This is a genomic window from Tropicibacter oceani, assembly GCF_029958925.1.
In the GTDB taxonomy this organism is placed as follows: Bacteria; Pseudomonadota; Alphaproteobacteria; order Rhodobacterales; family Rhodobacteraceae; genus Pacificoceanicola; species Pacificoceanicola oceani.
Map to the genome: position 1 here is coordinate 2,011,367 of NZ_CP124616.1, position 17,306 is coordinate 2,028,672.

18 protein-coding genes are annotated in these 17,306 nt (G+C 64.1%); 15 read left to right on the plus strand and 3 right to left on the minus strand.

Going from position 1 to position 17,306, the window contains the following annotated elements:
* The first annotated feature begins 63 nt into the window (after positions 1–63).
* Entirely contained in the window at positions 64–672 is a 609-nt protein-coding gene (locus QF118_RS09735) for an N-acetylmuramoyl-L-alanine amidase (protein WP_282302446.1), read from the plus strand.
* 4 nt (positions 673–676) lie between these two features.
* Here QF118_RS09735 and QF118_RS09740 read toward each other — a convergent pair whose 3' ends face one another.
* Positions 677–2,077, minus strand: coding sequence for a helix-turn-helix domain-containing protein (locus QF118_RS09740; protein ID WP_282298872.1), 1,401 nt, complete (start codon positions 2,075–2,077; stop codon positions 677–679).
* 43 nt (positions 2,078–2,120) lie between these two features.
* On the minus strand, positions 2,121–3,347 hold the full coding sequence (locus tag QF118_RS09745) for a multidrug effflux MFS transporter (protein WP_282298873.1): 1,227 nt from the start codon (positions 3,345–3,347) through the stop codon (positions 2,121–2,123).
* A 175-nt stretch (positions 3,348–3,522) separates the two neighbouring features.
* On the opposite strand from QF118_RS09745, the gene QF118_RS09750 reads away from it, so the two are divergent.
* The 7 genes from QF118_RS09750 (at position 3,523) to QF118_RS09780 (ending at position 10,101) form a co-directional block, all read left to right on the plus strand.
* Positions 3,523–5,055 carry an acyl-CoA carboxylase subunit beta gene (locus tag QF118_RS09750; RefSeq protein WP_282298874.1) on the plus strand — a complete coding sequence of 511 codons (1,533 nt, stop codon included), beginning with the start codon at positions 3,523–3,525 and terminating at the stop codon, positions 5,053–5,055.
* Positions 5,056–5,462: 407 nt separating this feature from the next.
* Complete coding sequence (locus tag QF118_RS09755) at positions 5,463–5,939, plus strand: DUF6497 family protein (RefSeq protein ID WP_394357088.1); 477 nt, start codon at positions 5,463–5,465, stop codon at positions 5,937–5,939.
* Between the two features lie 214 nt (positions 5,940–6,153).
* Positions 6,154–6,297, plus strand: a complete 144-nt coding sequence (locus QF118_RS09760) for a hypothetical protein (protein ID WP_282298875.1) — start codon at positions 6,154–6,156, stop codon at positions 6,295–6,297.
* Positions 6,298–6,450: 153 nt separating this feature from the next.
* Positions 6,451–6,804 (plus strand): hypothetical protein, encoded by a 354-nt coding sequence (locus QF118_RS09765; RefSeq protein ID WP_282298876.1) that lies wholly within the window; start codon positions 6,451–6,453, stop codon positions 6,802–6,804.
* A 313-nt stretch (positions 6,805–7,117) separates the two neighbouring features.
* Positions 7,118–7,330, plus strand: a complete 213-nt coding sequence (locus QF118_RS09770; RefSeq protein ID WP_282298877.1) for a hypothetical protein — start codon at positions 7,118–7,120, stop codon at positions 7,328–7,330.
* A gap of 154 nt (positions 7,331–7,484) precedes the next feature.
* Positions 7,485–9,485 (plus strand): acetyl-CoA carboxylase biotin carboxylase subunit, encoded by a 2,001-nt coding sequence (locus QF118_RS09775; RefSeq protein ID WP_282298878.1) that lies wholly within the window; start codon positions 7,485–7,487, stop codon positions 9,483–9,485.
* Positions 9,486–9,579: 94 nt separating this feature from the next.
* The gene (locus QF118_RS09780) at positions 9,580–10,101 is read left to right on the plus strand and encodes a hypothetical protein (RefSeq protein WP_282298879.1); all 522 of its coding nucleotides are present in this window, start codon (positions 9,580–9,582) and stop codon (positions 10,099–10,101) included.
* A gap of 1 nt (position 10,102) precedes the next feature.
* Here QF118_RS09780 and QF118_RS09785 read toward each other — a convergent pair whose 3' ends face one another.
* Positions 10,103–10,564, minus strand: coding sequence for a DUF4174 domain-containing protein (locus QF118_RS09785; RefSeq protein WP_282298880.1), 462 nt, complete (start codon positions 10,562–10,564; stop codon positions 10,103–10,105).
* A 166-nt stretch (positions 10,565–10,730) separates the two neighbouring features.
* Between QF118_RS09785 and QF118_RS09790 the strand changes: the two genes are divergently transcribed.
* The 7 genes from QF118_RS09790 to QF118_RS09820 all read left to right on the plus strand — a co-directional run bounded on the left by QF118_RS09790 (position 10,731) and on the right by QF118_RS09820 (position 17,275).
* A complete protein-coding gene (locus QF118_RS09790) occupies positions 10,731–11,666 on the plus strand; it encodes a hypothetical protein (RefSeq protein WP_282298881.1) in 936 nt (311 codons plus the stop codon).
* Positions 11,629–13,761, plus strand: a complete 2,133-nt coding sequence (gene scpA, locus QF118_RS09795; protein WP_282298882.1) for a methylmalonyl-CoA mutase — start codon at positions 11,629–11,631, stop codon at positions 13,759–13,761. Before QF118_RS09790 ends, scpA begins: the two co-directional genes overlap by 38 nt.
* A 180-nt stretch (positions 13,762–13,941) precedes the next feature.
* Positions 13,942–14,556, plus strand: a complete 615-nt coding sequence (locus tag QF118_RS09800) for a VOC family protein (RefSeq protein ID WP_282298883.1) — start codon at positions 13,942–13,944, stop codon at positions 14,554–14,556.
* 2 nt (positions 14,557–14,558) lie between these two features.
* Positions 14,559–15,038: a GNAT family N-acetyltransferase gene (locus QF118_RS09805; RefSeq protein WP_282302448.1), complete on the plus strand. Its 480-nt coding sequence runs from the start codon at positions 14,559–14,561 to the stop codon at positions 15,036–15,038.
* A gap of 43 nt (positions 15,039–15,081) precedes the next feature.
* Positions 15,082–15,765 carry a molecular chaperone DjiA gene (locus QF118_RS09810; protein ID WP_282298884.1) on the plus strand — a complete coding sequence of 228 codons (684 nt, stop codon included), beginning with the start codon at positions 15,082–15,084 and terminating at the stop codon, positions 15,763–15,765.
* 10 nt (positions 15,766–15,775) lie between these two features.
* Positions 15,776–16,783 (plus strand): endonuclease/exonuclease/phosphatase family protein, encoded by a 1,008-nt coding sequence (locus QF118_RS09815; RefSeq protein ID WP_282298886.1) that lies wholly within the window; start codon positions 15,776–15,778, stop codon positions 16,781–16,783.
* A gap of 120 nt (positions 16,784–16,903) precedes the next feature.
* Entirely contained in the window at positions 16,904–17,275 is a 372-nt protein-coding gene (locus tag QF118_RS09820; RefSeq protein WP_282298887.1) for a hypothetical protein, read from the plus strand.
* Positions 17,276–17,306: the final 31 nt, after the last annotated feature.

Here is a 17,306-nt window from a genome sequence, read left to right on the forward strand (position 1 = left end):
CTAACCGCCACGCCCTGGTCGTCGCCGAACTGCGGCGAACGGCGCGGGGGGCTGACGCCGGACATGGTGGTTCTGCATTACACGGCCATGACCAGCGCCACCCGCGCGCGCGACTGGCTGTGCAATCCCGAAGCAGAGGTGTCTGCCCATTACGTGGTGGCCGAGGATGGCCAGCTGTGGCAGCTGGTCTGCGAAGGCGCGCGGGCCTGGCATGCGGGCGCCGGGGCCTGGGGCGGCGTGCCGGACGTGAATTCCCGGTCGGTCGGCATCGAGATCGCCAATACCGGCAGTCACCCTTTTCCCGAACCGCAGATGGCTGTGGTCGAAGCGCTGTTGCGTGGGATCTGCGCGCGCTGGTCGATTGCGCCGCAAATGGTTGTTGGCCATTCCGATACGGCCATCGGGCGCAAGTTCGACCCTGGTGCGCGCTTTGACTGGCAGCGTCTGGCGCGGCAGGGTCTGTCGGTCTGGCCTGTCGCCAAAACGCCGGGCGATTTCTGGCAGGACGCGCGAAGCTTTGGCTATACTTGGGAAGACGGCGACCAGGACGCTGTTTTGGTGGCCTTTCGCCTGCGGTTTCGTCCCTGGGCCAGCGGTCCGCTGGACGACCACGACCGCGCGCTGATGCGCGATCTGGCCCGGCGTTGGCCGGTCGACCAGGCGCTGGCCTGAGAGGTCACTCCAGCTTGTAGGGCAGGGTGTCGCGCCGCGAGGGGTTGATCGACAGCCGCTTTTCCAAAGGCGGGACCGAGCGTTGGTGACAGCCCGTGCGCTCGCAGATCCGGCAGGAAATGCCGATCGGTTCAAAGGCGCTGGCGCGGGTGAAATCCAGATCGTCCGCATAGACCAGTCCGGCGCCGTGGCGCACTTCGCAGCCCAGAGCGATGGCATAGCGGCGCACCGGTGCGCCGAAATGGCCACCGGTTTTCGACACGTCGCGCGCAAGGCTGATATAGCGCACCCCGTCCGGGGTTTCCGCCAGCTGGCGCAGGAACCGCCCCGGCGTTTCAAAGGCGCGGTGCACGTTCCACAGCGGGCAGGCGCCGCCAAAGCGGGCGAATTGCAGTCGTGTGGCGCTGTGGCGCTTGGTGATGGTTCCGGCCTGATCGACCCGCACGAAAAAGAACGGCACGCCCTTGGCGCCGGGGCGTTGCAGGGTGGACAGGCGGTGCGCCACCTGCTCGATCGAGGCGCCAAAGCGTGCGGCCAGCAATTCAAGGTCGTGCCGGGTGTCCTGCGCCGCCTCGAGAAAGGCCTTGTAGGGCATCATGGCGGCGCCTGCGAAATAGTTGGCAAGGCCCAGCTTGGCGATGGCGCGCGCTTCGTCCGACTGGAACCGGGCCAGATCCAGCGTCGCGTCCAGCAGCTGGTTCTGCCGCAGCAGGGCGACCTGCACCAGCAGTTGAAAGGTCTGGGTTTCCAGCGGCGCCAGCGACGACAGCGTCAGTTCCTGCCGCTCTGCATCAAAGCTGCGCAGGGGCGCTTCTCGGGCCTTGCGCACGGCGATCCCCGATTGCGACAGCCGGTTGATCGCGGCGGCGCGGATGTCGCTTTCGCCGCCCTTGAGCTGGGCGAAATTCTCGGCCGCGCGGTCCACCGGGTCGATGTAGTTGTCGCAGTAGTGAAAGAAATCGCGCACCTCTTCCCAGGGGCTGGGTTGCAGCTGCGCGCCTTCGCGTCCCAGCGCCTCGTCCAGCGAGGCCAGCCTTTCGTGAGTCTGGCGATAGGCGCGGTGCAGGGTCAGAAAGGCACGGGCCAGCGCCGGGGCGTTCGACGCGGTCAGCCGCAGATCGGCCAGTTGCGGCGCGGCCTCGGCAAAGACCGGATCGGCCAGTGCCTCGCGCATGTCGGACACCAGCCGTTCGCTGTCACCCTGGCCCAGTTCGGTCACGTCAAAGCCGAATTCCTGCGCCAGTGCCAGCACCACTGTTGTCGACACCGGGCGGTTGTTGTTCTCCATCTGGTTCAGATAGGGCAGGGACACGCCCAGCTTGGACGCGAAATCCTTTTGCGTCAGGCCAAGCCTTGTGCGGATGTCGCGCAGCTTGGCACCGGCGTACAGTTTCTGGGGGGCCATCTTTGCACCTTTGCGAAATTGCTCTCGCAACTTTGCAGGGAAGTCAGTCCGCGTCCAGCCCCTGCATGCGCTGCGCCCGGGCGATCACCAATAGCGTCGCCACGACCGAGGCCGCGCCAGACAGGAACATCATCCAAAGCAGGGGCCATGCGCCGCTGCCCGGTTGCAGCAAGGTGCCCGCCAGCGCCGACAAGGCCGCGCCGCCGCCGATCATGATCGCGCCGCCCAGCCCGCTGGCGGTGCCCGCCAGGTGCGGGCGCACCGACATCATGCCGGATGTCGCGTTGGGAATGGTCATGCCGTTGCCCAGCCCCACCAGCGTCATGAAGCCGAAAAAGCTGAGCGCGCTGCCCAAGCCGGCCCAGAATACCAGCAACAGCGCAAACATGCCGCCGGTGACGATCAGCCCGCCGGACAGCACCATCCGGTTGATCCCGATCCGCACGGAATACCGCCCGGACACAAAGTTGCCCACCGCATAGCCGATCGCCGGGGCACCAAAGTAGAACCCCAGTTGCGTCGGGGTCAGGCCAAAGACCTGCGTGCCGACAAAGGCCGCGCCGCCGACATAGGCAAAGAACGCCCCCGAGGAAAAGGCACAGGCCAGCGCATAGCCCCAGAACCGCGGGCTGCGGAACAACTCGGGGTATTCGCCGAACTGGCGGGCCAGGCTGAGCGTGCTTTTGGTCGCCGTTTCGCCCAGGTCGCGCCAGACCAGCCAGAACATCCCCAGCCCCAGGAACAGCATCAGCCAGAAATTCGCCTGCCAGCCAAAGACCTCGGCCAACGCGCCGCCGATGGCGGGGCTGATCATGGGAACGATGGCCATGCCCATGGTGACATAGCCGATGCGCGATGCTGCCTCGTCCGGGGGATACATGTCGCGCACCACCGCGCGGCTGAGCACCATGGCGACCACGATCATGCTTTGCAGCATCCGGAAAGCCAGGAAAACCGTGACATTCTGTGCAAAGATGCAGCCGATGGTTGCCAGGCAGAAGATCGCCGTGCCACCCAGAATCACCGGCCGGCGGCCCAGCTTGTCCGAGATCGGACCGATGAACAGCTGCATCACCGCATTCATCGCAAGATACCCCGCGACGGCCAGCTGCATGATGGCATATTCGGTGTCAAAGGCCCGTGTCATGGCAGGCAGGCTGGGGATGAAGATGTTCATCACCAGCGCCGACATGCCGGACATCAGGATCAGTGTGACAATATGAGGCGGGGTGGCGCGATCAAGAAATTGCGCGTTCTTGGGGCTTTGCATGTCCAATCGGTACGCCCGAGATTTGCCATTGTCCATTGCATGCAGGGCCTTGCGGCGGAATTTGCCAGTTTGCATTATGCAAATGCAAATATTTTCAAAATTTGCAAATTTGCCAAGAAACCCTTGAGTGCCGGGGTTTGGTCAGTATTTTCGCGGCAAACGGAAGGGATGGACGATGAAAGACATTCTTGCAGAATTGCATGATCGCCGGACAAGCGCAAAGTTGGGCGGCGGACAAAAGCGGATCGACGCGCAGCACGCCAAGGGCAAGCTGACCGCACGCGAGCGGATCGAACTGCTGTTGGACGAAGGCAGCTTCGAGGAATACGACATGTTCGTGGCCCATCGGTGCACCGACTTCGGCATGGAGGACAACCGCCCCTATGGCGATGGTGTCGTCACCGGCTGGGGCACGATCAACGGCCGCATGGTCTATGTCTTCTCTCAGGACTTCACGGTTCTGGGCGGGTCGGTTTCGGCGACCCATGCGCAAAAGATCTGCAAGGTCATGGATATGGCGGTGCAGAACGGCGCGCCTGTGATCGGCTTGAACGACAGTGGCGGTGCCCGCATCCAGGAAGGCGTCGACGCCCTGGCGGGCTATGCCGAGATTTTCCAGCGCAACATCATGGCCTCGGGCGTGGTGCCGCAGATTTCCGTGATCATGGGGCCCTGCGCGGGCGGGGCGGTCTATTCGCCGGCCATGACGGACTTCATCTTCATGGTGAAGGATTCCTCTTATATGTTCGTGACCGGCCCTGACGTGGTCAAGACCGTGACCAACGAACATGTCACCGCCGAGGAACTGGGCGGTGCGTCGACACATACGAAAAAATCCTCGGTCGCCGATGGCGCCTTTGAAAACGACGTCGAGGCGCTGGCCGAGGTCCGCCGCCTTGTCGATTTCCTGCCGCTGAACAACCGCGAAAAGCCGCCCGTGCGGCCGTTTTTCGACGATGTCGACCGGATCGAAAGCAGCCTTGATACGATCATCCCGGAAAACGCCAACACCCCCTACGACATGAAGGAACTGATCCTGAAGGTCGCGGACGAGGGCGATTTCTACGAGATCCAGGAAAACTTTGCCAAGAACATCATCACCGGGTTCATCCGCCTTGAAGGGCAGACCGTGGGCGTTGTGGCCAACCAGCCGATGGTTCTGGCCGGATGCCTCGACATCGACTCGTCGCGCAAGGCGGCGCGGTTCGTGCGGTTCTGCGATGCCTTTGAAATTCCGATCCTGACTTTCGTCGATGTTCCCGGCTTCCTGCCCGGCACCTCGCAGGAATATGGCGGTGTGATCAAGCACGGCGCCAAGCTGCTGTTCGCCTATGGCGAGGCGACGGTGCCCAAGGTCACGGTCATCACGCGCAAGGCCTATGGCGGCGCCTATGACGTCATGGCGTCCAAGCACCTGCGGGGCGATCTGAACTATGCCTGGCCGACGGCGGAAATCGCGGTGATGGGGGCCAAGGGCGCGACCGAGATCATCCACCGCGCCGATTTGGGCGACGCCGACAAGATCGCGGCGCATACCAAGCAGTACGAAGACCGCTTTGCCAACCCCTTTGTGGCGGCCGAGCGCGGCTTTATCGACGAGGTGATCCAGCCGAAATCGACCCGCAAGCGGGTCGCGCGGGCCTTTGCCATGCTGCGTGGCAAACAACTGAAGAACCCGTGGAAAAAGCACGACAACATTCCGCTGTAAGTGACCATGACGCCGGATCGGATCACCCCCCTTGCCAGCCCGGAAGGGCAAGTGCCGCGCGCCCTTCGGGGCGGGTGGTACGAGGCGCGTGGCCCGGTCCGTTATGTCCTGTCCCGGCAGTGGCCGCCACGGTTCGACGTGATGGCCAGTGCTGCCTTTCCTGCCGTGCGGCGGGGGCGTCTGGCGCAACAGGTCCGGCAGGATCTTTGGCGCGCATTTCAGCACTTGCGCGGGTTTTCACCAGTGGTACAAGTTGACGCGACGGAGACTGGGGCCTTGGTCTTGGCGGGGGGGCGAATCATGCCCGGCCAGCCGATCCCGCCCCGGATGGCCGTCGACATTCAGGCGCTTCTTGACAGCCCGGCGCATCGCGACCGTTGGCTGACATGGGCGCGAAAGGCCGCGGCATGATCGCGCGCCACAGGATTACCAGCCCGGGTGCGCCCGGGACATGCGCGGCCCTGGCGGGAGGACCCACATCGTGGGGCTGGGGCTGCGCGTCATTTCTGGCACTTGTTCTTGCCGTTTCACCGACCAGCCGTGCCCATGCATCCGAACCGGTTGCCGTGCCGTCGGGCCTGTCCGTGGCCTATCACGATGTGATCCTGGACGCGCAGGACGCGGGCGCGACCTATCGCTTTCGCTTTGTCGCGCCGCAGATCGCCGAGGGCGGTGCCGATTACCAGGCGGTGGCGGCCGACATGGACTTTCTGTGCAACGAATTTGCCATGACGCGGCTGGACGAAACCGGCCCACAAGCGGCCCGCATCGTGATCACGCTGATGGCGCAGCCGGTCGAATTCGGCGTCATGACCCCCGGCGTCACACAGTTTTTCGAGAGTTTCAGCATCAAAAACGACCTCTGCATATGGGAACCTTTTTGATGAAAACACAATATCTTGCGGCGCGACTCTCATGTGGACAAGTTTCTGAGGCTTTCCCGTCACAGCGCCATATCTTGCTTGGCGGATCGTATCTTTTCAAATCGCTCACAGGTATCCTCAGCGTCGATTGCACCCAAGCAATCGTTACCTCGAAATGGGGTCTGATGGGGCAGGATCGCCTTGCAGGCCTTGTTGAATTTGACAGGAGTAAGAGATGTCCAAGAGCATCAAGCTTCTTGCCATGCTGGGTTTTGTTGCAGGCCTTTCGGCTTGTGGCGGTCAGCAAGAAGAAGAGTACGTCGTGGTCGACCCCGAGCCGATCAGCGTCGAGCCCGTCTACACCGGCAAGTACAAGTAAACCAAAAACGGGGCGGGCGTCCTGGACGCCCGCCTCGCTGTTGCCTGGCGCCGGTTTCGGCACAGGACACCCTGCGCGCTGGCCCGCCCCGATCCAAAGCATTCTGCGGCGCGGCCTGTCATTCCCGTCTTTCTCAACTCAGGAGGGCGGGGCATGCTGAAGCACCGCGGCTTTCCCGGGCGCCTGACCGGCACCGATTTCCAGTTCACCCTGCGCCGTGCCAACCCCAAGGGGGTGACGCCGCTTGTCGAGCGCGAACGCTATCGCGACCGCCGTCCGGCCGACAAACGCGCCGATGCCGGTTTCATGGCGGCGCTTTGGACGCATTTCGGCGATCAGCCGTTCGAGCGTGGCAACCTGGATGCCGGGCGCCTGTCCTGGCTGTTCGGCCGCGAAGTGCTGCCCGCCGAGGAACCCTTTGACCCCGAAAGCTATGACGCGCTGCTGGTCATCGACGAAGAGGCCGCGCGCCGGTCCTTTCCCGAGATTTTCGAGGACGGGCGTTAAGCATGTTCTTGCCGATTTCCCCCCTGTTTGCGCAAGAAAAGGCCTATGGGTCTGGCGCATGGCTCTTGCCTCTTGCGAGGCAAGCAAAGCCGGGCAATCTGGCTGCATCACGTGTGTCCCCCAAGCCGCCTTTGTGCGTCAGCACCCGTGACCCATCCCTTGCCGGACGGCGCTGCCTGTCCCTTCGCGGCCCGTCCGGCACCCTTATTCAGAACCCGCGGCCCGTATCGCGGGGAACAATTGACCGCCGGGCGACGTTGGCCAGATGGACCGCGTCGCACCGTGCGGCCGAGCAGACATCGGAGATTACGTCATGCGCATCAAAAGCATCACCCTTGCCCTTGTGGCCTGTGCCGGGCTTGTCGCCTGCGAAGGCACCGACCTTGAGCGCGGCCTCATCGGGGCAGGCGCGGGCGCCGCAACGGCGGCCGCAACCGGGAACAACGTCGCCGCAGGCGCGGCCGTTGGCGGCGTCGCGGGGGTCGTCTGTGACGATCTCACGCCGGGTATCTGCAAGAACAACTGAGCATCGCGTCAGCGCTGCCATTCGTGAATCCGGCCGGGCGCTGCCCCGGCTGACCAGACAAGCGACCGCCGCCCCGGGTTTTGCCCGCGGGCGGCGTTTTCATGTCGCGACTTTCGCGCCCGTGCCGGGCCAATAGACAAGAGGGGACACAGACATGTTCGACAAGATCCTAATCGCCAACCGGGGCGAGATCGCCTGCCGGGTCATCAAGACGGCCCAGAAGATGGGCATCAAGACCGTCGCCGTCTATTCGGACGCGGACCGGCACGCGCTGCACGTGGAAATGGCCGACGAGGCGGTGCACATCGGCCCGCCGCAGGCCAACCAGTCCTACATCGTGATCGACAAGATCATGGATGCGATCAAGCAGACCGGCGCGCAGGCCGTGCACCCGGGCTATGGCTTCCTTTCGGAAAACCCCAAGTTCGCCGAGGCGCTCGAAGCGGCCGGCGTCGCCTTTATCGGACCGCCCAAGGGCGCGATCGAGGCGATGGGTGACAAGATCACGTCCAAGAAGATCGCCCAGGAGGCCAACGTCAGCACGGTTCCGGGTTACATGGGGCTGATCGAGGACGCCGACGAGGCGGTCAAGATCAGCAACCAGATCGGCTATCCTGTGATGATCAAGGCCAGCGCCGGCGGCGGTGGCAAGGGCATGCGGATCGCCTGGAATGACGAAGAGGCCCGCGAGGGGTTCCAGTCGTCCAAGAACGAAGCCGCCAGCAGCTTTGGTGATGACCGCATCTTTATCGAAAAGTTCGTGACCCAGCCGCGGCACATCGAAATCCAGGTTCTGTGCGACGCGCATGGCAATGGCGTTTACCTGCACGAACGCGAATGCAGCATCCAGCGCCGCAACCAGAAAGTCGTCGAAGAGGCGCCGTCGCCCTTCCTTGACGAAGCCACCCGCAAGGCGATGGGCGAACAGTCGGTCGCCTTGGCCAAGGCCGTGGGCTATACCAGCGCCGGGACCGTCGAATTCATCGTCGATGGCGATCGCAACTTCTATTTCCTGGAAATGAACACCCGTCTGCAGGTGGAACATCCGGTGACCGAGCTGATCACCGGCATCGACCTGGTCGAACAGATGATCCGTGTCGCCAATGGCGAGCCGCTGAGCATCAAGCAGGAAGACCTGAAGATCAACGGCTGGGCCATCGAGAACCGCCTGTATGCCGAAGATCCCTATCGCGGTTTCCTGCCGTCGATCGGCCGTCTGACCCGCTATCGCCCGCCCTCCGAGGGCCCCTTGGGCGCAGGCGTGGTGCGCAATGATACCGGCGTCTTCGAGGGCGGCGAGATCAGCATGTATTACGATCCGATGATCGCCAAGCTGTGCACCTGGGCGCCGACCCGTCTTGAGGCGATCGAGGTGATGCGCAACGCGCTGGACAGCTTTGAGGTCGAAGGCATCGGCCACAACCTGCCCTTTGTCGCGGCGGTGATGGATCATCCCAAGTTCGTTTCGGGCGACATGACCACCGCCTTCATCGCCGAGGAATACCCCGAGGGCTTCGAAGGTGTGACCCTGGCCGAGCCGGAATTGCGCCGCGTTGCCGCCGCTGCCGCCGCGATGAACCGGGTTGCAGAAATCCGCCGCGCGCGCATTTCGGGGCGGATCGACAACCACGAACGCCATGTCGGCGAGGACTGGAACGTCGCGCTGCAGGGTGTCAGCTTTGACGTGACGATTGCCGCCGACCACGACGGGTCGACCGTCAGTTTCGCCGATGGCGCCGCGCTGCGCGTCGAGGGGGATTGGACGCCGGGCGACAGCCTTGCCAAGATGACCGTGGATGGCGCGCCGCTGGTTCTGAAGGTCGACAAGATCACCCAGGGCTTCCGCCTGCGCACCCGCGGCGCGGACATGAAGGTGAATGTGCGCACGCCGCGTCAGGCCGAACTGGCCGCGCTGATGCCGGAAAAACTGCCGCCCGACACCTCCAAAATGCTGCTGTGCCCGATGCCCGGCCTGATCGTGAAGGTCAACGTCGAGGTCGGCATGCAGGTCCAGGAAGGCCAGGCGCTGTGCACCGTCGAGGCGATGAAGATGGAAAACATCCTGCGCGCCGAACGCGCCGGAACCGTGACCAAGATCAACGCGGCGGCGGGCGACAGCCTTGCGGTTGACGATGTGATCATGGAATTCGAATAGGCCCTGATGTTCCGGCCGGGACCATATGCGCAGGCAACGAAGTCTTCAGACTTTGCCGCTATCCTTGCGAAAGCTTGCTTTCTAGGGGGTGCGCATGCTCGGCCGGACCTTTCGGCGACTGGTGTTGATGCTGACAGCCGCGGCCTTGCTGACGGCCTGTCAGCTCGACACCGAGCAGGAGGCAAGGGCGATCGTCGCGCCCTGGATCTTCCTGGCCGAAACCGAACAGTTCACCTCGGAAAAGGACTGCACCGTGGCGCGCTTTGCGGTTGTCTCGCAAGAGGTGCGGCGCACGCGCGGCCCGGTCCTGATGACCTCGGTACGCGCGGCGATTCCGCTGTTGCAGGACGGGCAGACGGTGGCCTTCGACATTCCGGGGGTGACCCCGAACCAGGTGTCGGAACAACTGATGTCGATCAACCTGTTCAAGGGGCTTGGCATGTTGGCCAGCTTTGTCGGCCCGGGCAAACGCTGCATGGACGATGCCTTTGCCGCCGATGCCTATTCGGTGCTGATGTCGCCCGATACCATGATGATCTACGACCCGGTCACCTATTCCATGGTGCTGCTGTACAAACCGGCGAAAACCGCGTTTTTCATGCGCACCAAAAGCTAGGCTACTGGCGCAGCGCGTCGCGGCGGTCCTTGACCTCTTGCTGGCGCAGCGGAAGTTTGTCGATCGAGCGGCTGATTTCGCGCACGTCCCAGGGCGCCGGCTTGCGGATCACGACCGAACCATCCTTGGCCAGAACCACCAGCATGAACCCGCGCGGGCGCAGCGCCTTGCGGATTTCGCTGCCGGCGGCCGGATCAGTGTCGGTGATGACCACCACGTCGCGCAGCACCAGCGCGTCGATGCGTTCCAGGATCAGCTGCATCTGTTCGACATATCGCGGATCGGCCGGGCTGTCGGCAAAGACCACCACGGGCCGTTTCAGCCACATCCAGTCGGCCAGCGATGTCTGCGACGCCTCGATGATTGGCGGATCGGGCAGCACATCTTCGGCGGCAATGGCTTGGGGCGCAGCGGCGACCGTCAGGAACAGCGCCGAAAACGCAATGTGGATCAATCTCTTCATACCTTCAGATATAGGGGCGGGGTGGGGCGCTGCACAGGGTCAAGCGGTCACCACCCGTGAAAATTTTACCTTTAACCGGATCGTGAGACTGCATGGCGCACCTTGCCGGCCTGGCGAAACAGCGCAGCGGCATGGCCGCGCGCGCATTGCAAGGTCTGGACAGTCCATGGACGTCATTCTGCATCTGGGTGCGCATCGCACCGGCTCTACCAGTTTCCAGCGCTTCATGCAGGCGAATGCGCGGGCTTTGGCGAACCAGTCCATCGGCTTTTGGGGGCCGGGGCGCACGCGCAAGGGCCTGCTGCACGGGGTCGCCGACCGCCCCGAGACACCGGACCAGACGCGCCGGGCGGTGGGGCGTGTGCAGCTGAACATGAAGGGTGCGGCGCGCAATGGCGCGGCGGTTCTGATCGTGTCGGACGAAAACATGATCGGCACGGCGCGGCGCTGCCTGCGCGCGCGCCTGCTGTATCCCGAGGTGGGGGAACGCATGGCGCGGCTGAACGGCGCGTTCAGCCCGATACGCCGGGTCGTTCTGCAGATCCGATCGCTGGAAAGCTGGTGGGCCTCGTCGATGGCCTACTTGATCCCGCGCGGCGGCGGCATCCCGCCCGCGGCGGCGCTGGAACAGCTGTCGCTGGGGCCGCGCAGCTGGCGCCATGTGATCACCGATCTGGCCTGTGCCTGCCCGGATGCGGAAATCCTGGTATCGCCCTTCGAACGCTATGGCCCGCGCCCGGACCGGCTTTTTGCGGAAATGACCGGGTCGCTTTTCCCGCCCAAGGCGCGGCCGGATGAATTCTGGGTCAACCAGCGCCCCCGTCTGCCCCAGCTGCGGGCCGTGCTGGAAGAGCGCGGCGAAGACCCCGACATGCTGCCCCGGGGGGATGGCCGCTGGCACCCCTTTTCCGACCTTCAGGCCGCGCGGCTGCGCGAGGCCTATGCCGACGATCTGTTCTGGCTGCGCGCCGGGGCCGATGGTCTGGCCCGACTGACAGAGGACCCCGAGCCCGCAAAACCGGCGATACAGCTGGTCGCGGGCCTTGATAAAAGAGGACAAAACGATGACGGATCTGCCCGACGACTGGCGCCAACTCGCTGAAAAGGAACTGCGCGGCCGTAGCCTGGACGACCTGACGTGGAACACACTCGAAGGTATCGAGGTCAAACCGCTATATACCGAGGATGACACCAAGGGCCTGCCGCACATGGGCGGGCTGCCCGGCGTCGGCCCCTTTACGCGCGGGGTCAAGGCGACGATGTACGCGGGTCGTCCCTGGACCATTCGGCAGTACGCCGGCTTTTCGACGGCCGAGGAATCGAACGCCTTTTATCGCAAGGCGCTGGCCGCCGGTCAGCAGGGGGTTTCGGTTGCCTTCGACCTGGCGACGCATCGCGGCTATGACAGCGATCACCCCCGCGTGGTGGGCGATGTCGGCAAGGCGGGCGTGGCCATCGATTCGGTCGAGGACATGAAAATCCTGTTCGACGGCATCCCGCTGGATCAGGTCAGCGTGTCGATGACGATGAACGGCGCGGTGATCCCGATCCTGGCGAACTTCATCGTCACGGGCGAAGAGCAGGGCCATGACAAATCCATTCTGTCCGGCACCATTCAGAACGACATTCTGAAGGAATTCATGGTCCGCAACACCTATATCTATCCGCCCGCGCCCTCGATGCGGATCATCGCGGACATCATCGAATACACCAGCAACGAGATGCCCAAGTTCAACAGCATTTCGATTTCCGGCTACCACATGCAAGAGGCGGGCGCATCGTTGGTGCAGGAGCTGGCCTATACGCTGGCGGACGGCAAGGAATACGTCAAAACGGCCATGGAGGCCGGCATGGACATCGACAAGTTTGCGGGTCGGTTGTCGTTCTTCTTTGCCATCGGCAAGAATTTCTTCATGGAGGTTGCCAAGTTGCGCGCCGCACGGATGCTGTGGCACCGCATCATGACCGAGCTGGGCGCCAAGAGCGACCGCTCCAAGATGCTGCGCACCCATTGCCAGACCTCGGGCGTGTCGCTGACCGAACAGGACCCCTATAACAACGTGATCCGCACAGCGTACGAGGCGATGTCGGCAGTCTTGGGTGGCACCCAGTCGCTGCACACCAACGCGCTGGACGAAGCGATTGCCCTGCCGACCGAATTCAGCGCCCGCATCGCCCGCAACACCCAGCTGATCCTGCAAGAAGAAACCGGCGTGACCAAGGTGGTCGATCCGCTGGCCGGGTCTTACTATGTCGAAAAGCTGACCCATGATCTGGCCGAAGAGGCGTGGAAACTGATCGCCGAAGTCGACGAGATGGGCGGCATGACCAAGGCCGTGGAAAGCGGCATGCCCAAGCTGCGGATCGAGGAAACCGCCGCCCGCCGTCAGGCCGAAATCGACCGGGGCACCGACGTGATCGTCGGCGTCAACAAGTACAAGCTGGCCAAGGAAGACCCGATCGACATCCTTGATATCGACAACGCCAAGGTCCGCATCGGGCAGGTGGCCCGGCTTGAGAAAATCCGCGCCAGCCGTGACGAAGCCGCCTGCGAGGCGGCCTTGGACGAACTGACCCGGCGCGCCAAAGAGGGCGGAAACCTGTTGGAGGCGGCAGTCGAAGCCGCCCGCGCCCGCGCATCCGTAGGAGAGATCAGCATGGCGATGGAAAAGGAATTCGGCCGTCACCGCGCCGAGGTCAAGACCCTGGCCGGCGTCTATGGCGCCGCCTACGAAGGCGACGAAGGCTTTGCCGCGATCCAGAAGGCGGTCGACCAATTTGCCGAGGACGAAGGCCGCCGCCCGCGCATGCTGGTGGTCAAGATGGGGCAGGACGGCCATGACCGGGGTGCCAAGGTGATCGCCACGGCCTTTGCCGATATCGGCTTTGACGTCGACGTCGGCCCGCTGTTCCAGACGCCCGCCGAGGCCGCGCAGGACGCCATCGACAACGACGTGCACGTGATCGGGATTTCCAGCCAGGCAGCGGGGCACAAGACGCTGGCGCCGCAATTGGTGCAGGAACTCAAGGATCAGGGCGCGGGGGATATCATCGTGATCTGCGGCGGGGTGATCCCGCAGCAGGACTATGACTTCCTGTACAAGGCGGGGGTCAAGGCGATCTTTGGCCCGGGGACCAACATCCCCAATGCCGCGCAGGACATCCTGCGGATCATCCGCGAGACCCGTCAGGCCTGAACTGACCGCCTGTCAGCGAAAGGCGCGCGCCCCGGGCGGGACGCGCGCCTTTTTCGTTGCGCTGCCCGTGCATTCGGGGGGGCGTACCGGAAATTCGGGCACGCTGGCGCGACTTTCGGTCTAGGCAGAGGCAAAAGCCTGTCCTATCGTGGCTGAATTGCTGACTTTTCAGGCGCGCCCATGCTGGAATTGGATCATATCGCCGTTCTCGGAGAGACCCTGGAAGAGGCCGTGCATGTGGTCGAGGATGCGCTTGGCCTGCCAATGATGCATGGCGGCACGCATGAACGGTTTGGCACCCACAACATGTTGCTGGGCATGGCGCCGCTTTTGTACATCGAGGCGATCGCCTGCGATCCCGCTGCGCCGCCGCCCCCGGACCCGCGCTGGTTCGGGCTGGATGATTTCAAGGGACCGGCGCGGCTGGACAAATGGATCTGCCGGGTGCCGGACCTTGACGCGGCCTTGCGGGCGCTGCCGATGGCGGGCCGCCGGGTCGAGCTGTCGCGCGGGGTGCTGCGCTGGGCCATGGCGGTGCCGCAAAACGGGCAGTTGCCCTTTGACGGAATGTTTCCAGCGCTGATCCAATGGCACGATGACGTGCCGCCCCCGGGTAAATCCATGACGGGCGCGCCGGTTCAGTTGCAAAGCCTGACCGTGCGCCACCCCGATGCGCAGGCCCTCGAAGCCCTGTTGAAACCACATCTGCAGGCCCCGCTGGTGGGCTTTGAAACTGCCGACAAGGCCGGGCTTGCCGCGCGGATCACCGTCAACGACGAGGTGTGCCTGCTGTGAGCCTGATCATTCGTCCGGCGCGCGAAGAGGACGCGGCCGAAATCGCGGCCATCTGGAACGAGGTGATCGACAACACCGCGATCACCTTTACCACCGCGCGCAAGACTGCCGAAGGGATCGGCGCCGACATCGTGCACCGAGGGCCGCTTTTCCAGGTGGCCGAGATTGGCGGCCATCTGCGCGGTTTTGCCACCGCCTTTCAGTTTCGCGGCGGACCGGGCTATGCCTATACCTACGAACATTCGATCCAGCTGACGCCCGAGGCGCGCGGGCAGGGGGCGGGGCGCGGTTTGATGACCGCGCTCGAGGCGGCGCTTGGCGATCAGGGGGTGCACAGCCTTTGGGCCGGGATCAGCGGCGAAAACCCCGGTGCCGTGGGGTTCCACCGCGCGGTCGGCTTTGCCGACGTGGCCCGCCTGCCCGAGGTGGGGTACAAGTTCGGGCGCTGGATCGACCTTGTGCTGATGCAGAAAATTCTGTGAAACCCGACCTGACACTGCCCGCGCAAAGGCGTAAGCTGCGCCCATGTCGATCTGGACCCGCATCACCACCGCGCTTGCCGCGCTGACCAATGGCGAAGGCCTGGCCGCGGTTTTCGAACACCTGCGCAGCCCGCCGGAACGGACCATCGCCTTTACCATCGCCGTCATCGCCCTGTCGGCCAAGATGGCCAAGGCCGACGGTCAGGTGACACGGGACGAGGTCAGCGCCTTTCGCGAGGTCTTTGCCATCGCCCCCGAGGACGAGGCAGGCGCGGCGCGGGTGTTCAACCTGGCCCGTCAGGACGTCGCCGGGTTCGAGGATTACGCCCGCCGGATCGCCGGCATGTTCGGCACAGGTTCGCCCACGCTGTGCGACCTGATGGAGGGGCTGTTCCACATCGCCATGGCGGACGGCCAGTATCACCCCAACGAAGACGCCTTTCTGGAACGGGTGGCGCAGATTTTCGGCATGGAGCAGCCGCGCTTCATGGCGGTGCGCGCGCGTTTCGTGCCCGATGCGCAGCGCGATCCGCATTCGGTTCTGGGGGTGTCGCCGGACATGCCGCTGGACGAAATCCGCAAGCATTACCGGCAGCTGGTGCGCGACAGCCATCCAGACGTGATGATCGCGCGCGGCGTGCCCGAAGAGGCGGTGCAGCTGTCGCAAAAGCGGCTGGCCGACATCAACCGCGCCTGGGAGGAAATCTCGGCGCGGCGCGCGGCCTGAGGGCGCGGGCGTGCGGCTGGCCACCTACAACGTGGAATGGTTCGACGCGCTGTTCGACGACAAGGGGCGGCTTAAGGCTGACAATGCCTGGTCGGCGCGGCACAACGTGACCCGCCAGCAACAGGCCGAGGCGCTGGGGATCGTCTTTACCGCGCTGGATGCCGATGCGATCCTGCTGATCGAGGCGCCGGACACCAACACGCGCCGCAGCACCGTGCGCGCCTTGACCAGCTTTGTCGAGGCTTACGATCTGCGCACGCGCGGGATCGTCACAGGTTTTGCCAATGACACCCAGCAGGAAATCGCGCTGCTGTATGATCCTTATGTGTTGTCCGCCCGCCACGATCCGCAAGGCGGGCAGGACAGCGCGCCGCCGCGCTTTGACCATGTCTACGAGATCGACCTGGACATCGACGCCACCAAGGATCGTGTGCGGTTTTCCAAGCCGCCGCTCGAGGTGGCGGTGGAAACGGTGTCCGGGCGCAGCCTGCGGATCATCGGCGCGCATCTGAAGTCCAAGGCGCCACACGGCGCGCGCGGCCATGATGAGATCATGCAGATGTCGATTGCCAACCGGCGCAAGCAACTGGCGCAGGCGATCTGGCTGCGGCGGCGGATCGAGGTGCATCTGGCGGCGGGCGACAGCCTGATCGTGATGGGCGATCTGAATGATGGCCCGGGGCTGGACCAATACGAAAACCTGTTCGGGCGCAGCTCGGTCGAGATTGTTGCCGGGGACGGCGGGCCGCCGTTGTTCGATCCGCATGCATCGCGGGCGCTGGCCAGCCGGATCAGCGCGCAACCCACCACGGCGCGGTTCTACCTGCCGTCGGAAAAGCGCTATCTGCAGGCGCTGCTGGATTACGTGATGGTGTCCGAGGACCTGCGCGCCCATTCGCCGAAATGGCGGATCTGGCATCCGTTCGACGATCCGGTGTGCTGGTCAACGCCCGAGCTGCGCGAAGCGTTGCTGGCGGCCTCGGATCATTTTCCGGTGACGCTGGACATCGACCTTTAGGCAAAGCGCGCCTTGCGGGGCGCGGCGCAGGGCGGCGGCAATGCGCGCGGTTTGGCCTGCAGGGCGGGGCAGGGCCACGCACCCCTTATCAAACGCGATCTGCCATCCTATATTGGTCGCATGAAACGGATTGCTGCGCCCCTTGTTGCCCTGTCTCTGATCGCCGCGCCGCTTGCGGCGCAGGACGCGCCTGCCGAAGAGGACGGGTTCAACCTGATGGAGGAAGGCGCGCGCCTGTTCCTGCGCGGCTTGATGTCCGAGGTCGAGCCGGCGCTCAAGGATCTTGAAGGCATGGCGCAGGAAATGAAGCCCTTTCTGGACGATTTTGCCGCCGAAATGGGCCCCGCGCTCAAGGATCTGATGGGCCAGGTACAGGACTGGTCGGCCTATCACCCCCCTGAAATGCTGCCCAATGGCGACATCATCCTGCGCAAGAAGACCGAGCAGGAGCTTGCGGACGAAATCCCCGAGGGCGGCGAGATCGAGCTTTAACCAAGCCAGACCGCCAAGCCAGACACGCAGT

Excerpts from the sequence above, each read along its gene's own strand:
- QF118_RS09735 (WP_282302446.1), top strand. The coding sequence starts at position 64 with ATGGTGGTTCTGCATTACACGGCCATGACCAGCGCCACCCGCGCGCGC.
- QF118_RS09785 (WP_282298880.1), bottom strand. The coding sequence starts at position 10,564 with ATGAAGAGATTGATCCACATTGCGTTTTCGGCGCTGTTCCTGACGGTC.
- QF118_RS09800 (WP_282298883.1), top strand. The coding sequence starts at position 13,942 with ATGCTGGAATTGGATCATATCGCCGTTCTCGGAGAGACCCTGGAAGAG.
- QF118_RS09765 (WP_282298876.1), top strand. The coding sequence starts at position 6,451 with ATGCTGAAGCACCGCGGCTTTCCCGGGCGCCTGACCGGCACCGATTTC.
- QF118_RS09810 (WP_282298884.1), top strand. The coding sequence starts at position 15,082 with ATGTCGATCTGGACCCGCATCACCACCGCGCTTGCCGCGCTGACCAAT.
- QF118_RS09760 (WP_282298875.1), top strand. The coding sequence starts at position 6,154 with ATGTCCAAGAGCATCAAGCTTCTTGCCATGCTGGGTTTTGTTGCAGGC.
- scpA (WP_282298882.1), top strand. The coding sequence starts at position 11,629 with ATGACGGATCTGCCCGACGACTGGCGCCAACTCGCTGAAAAGGAACTG.
- QF118_RS09770 (WP_282298877.1), top strand. The coding sequence starts at position 7,118 with ATGCGCATCAAAAGCATCACCCTTGCCCTTGTGGCCTGTGCCGGGCTT.
- QF118_RS09750 (WP_282298874.1), top strand. The coding sequence starts at position 3,523 with ATGAAAGACATTCTTGCAGAATTGCATGATCGCCGGACAAGCGCAAAG.
- QF118_RS09790 (WP_282298881.1), top strand. The coding sequence starts at position 10,731 with ATGGACGTCATTCTGCATCTGGGTGCGCATCGCACCGGCTCTACCAGT.
- QF118_RS09755 (WP_394357088.1), top strand. The coding sequence starts at position 5,463 with ATGATCGCGCGCCACAGGATTACCAGCCCGGGTGCGCCCGGGACATGC.
- QF118_RS09820 (WP_282298887.1), top strand. The coding sequence starts at position 16,904 with ATGAAACGGATTGCTGCGCCCCTTGTTGCCCTGTCTCTGATCGCCGCG.
- QF118_RS09745 (WP_282298873.1), bottom strand. The coding sequence starts at position 3,347 with ATGCAAAGCCCCAAGAACGCGCAATTTCTTGATCGCGCCACCCCGCCT.
- QF118_RS09780 (WP_282298879.1), top strand. The coding sequence starts at position 9,580 with ATGCTCGGCCGGACCTTTCGGCGACTGGTGTTGATGCTGACAGCCGCG.
- QF118_RS09740 (WP_282298872.1), bottom strand. The coding sequence starts at position 2,077 with ATGGCCCCCCAGAAACTGTACGCCGGTGCCAAGCTGCGCGACATCCGC.
- QF118_RS09775 (WP_282298878.1), top strand. The coding sequence starts at position 7,485 with ATGTTCGACAAGATCCTAATCGCCAACCGGGGCGAGATCGCCTGCCGG.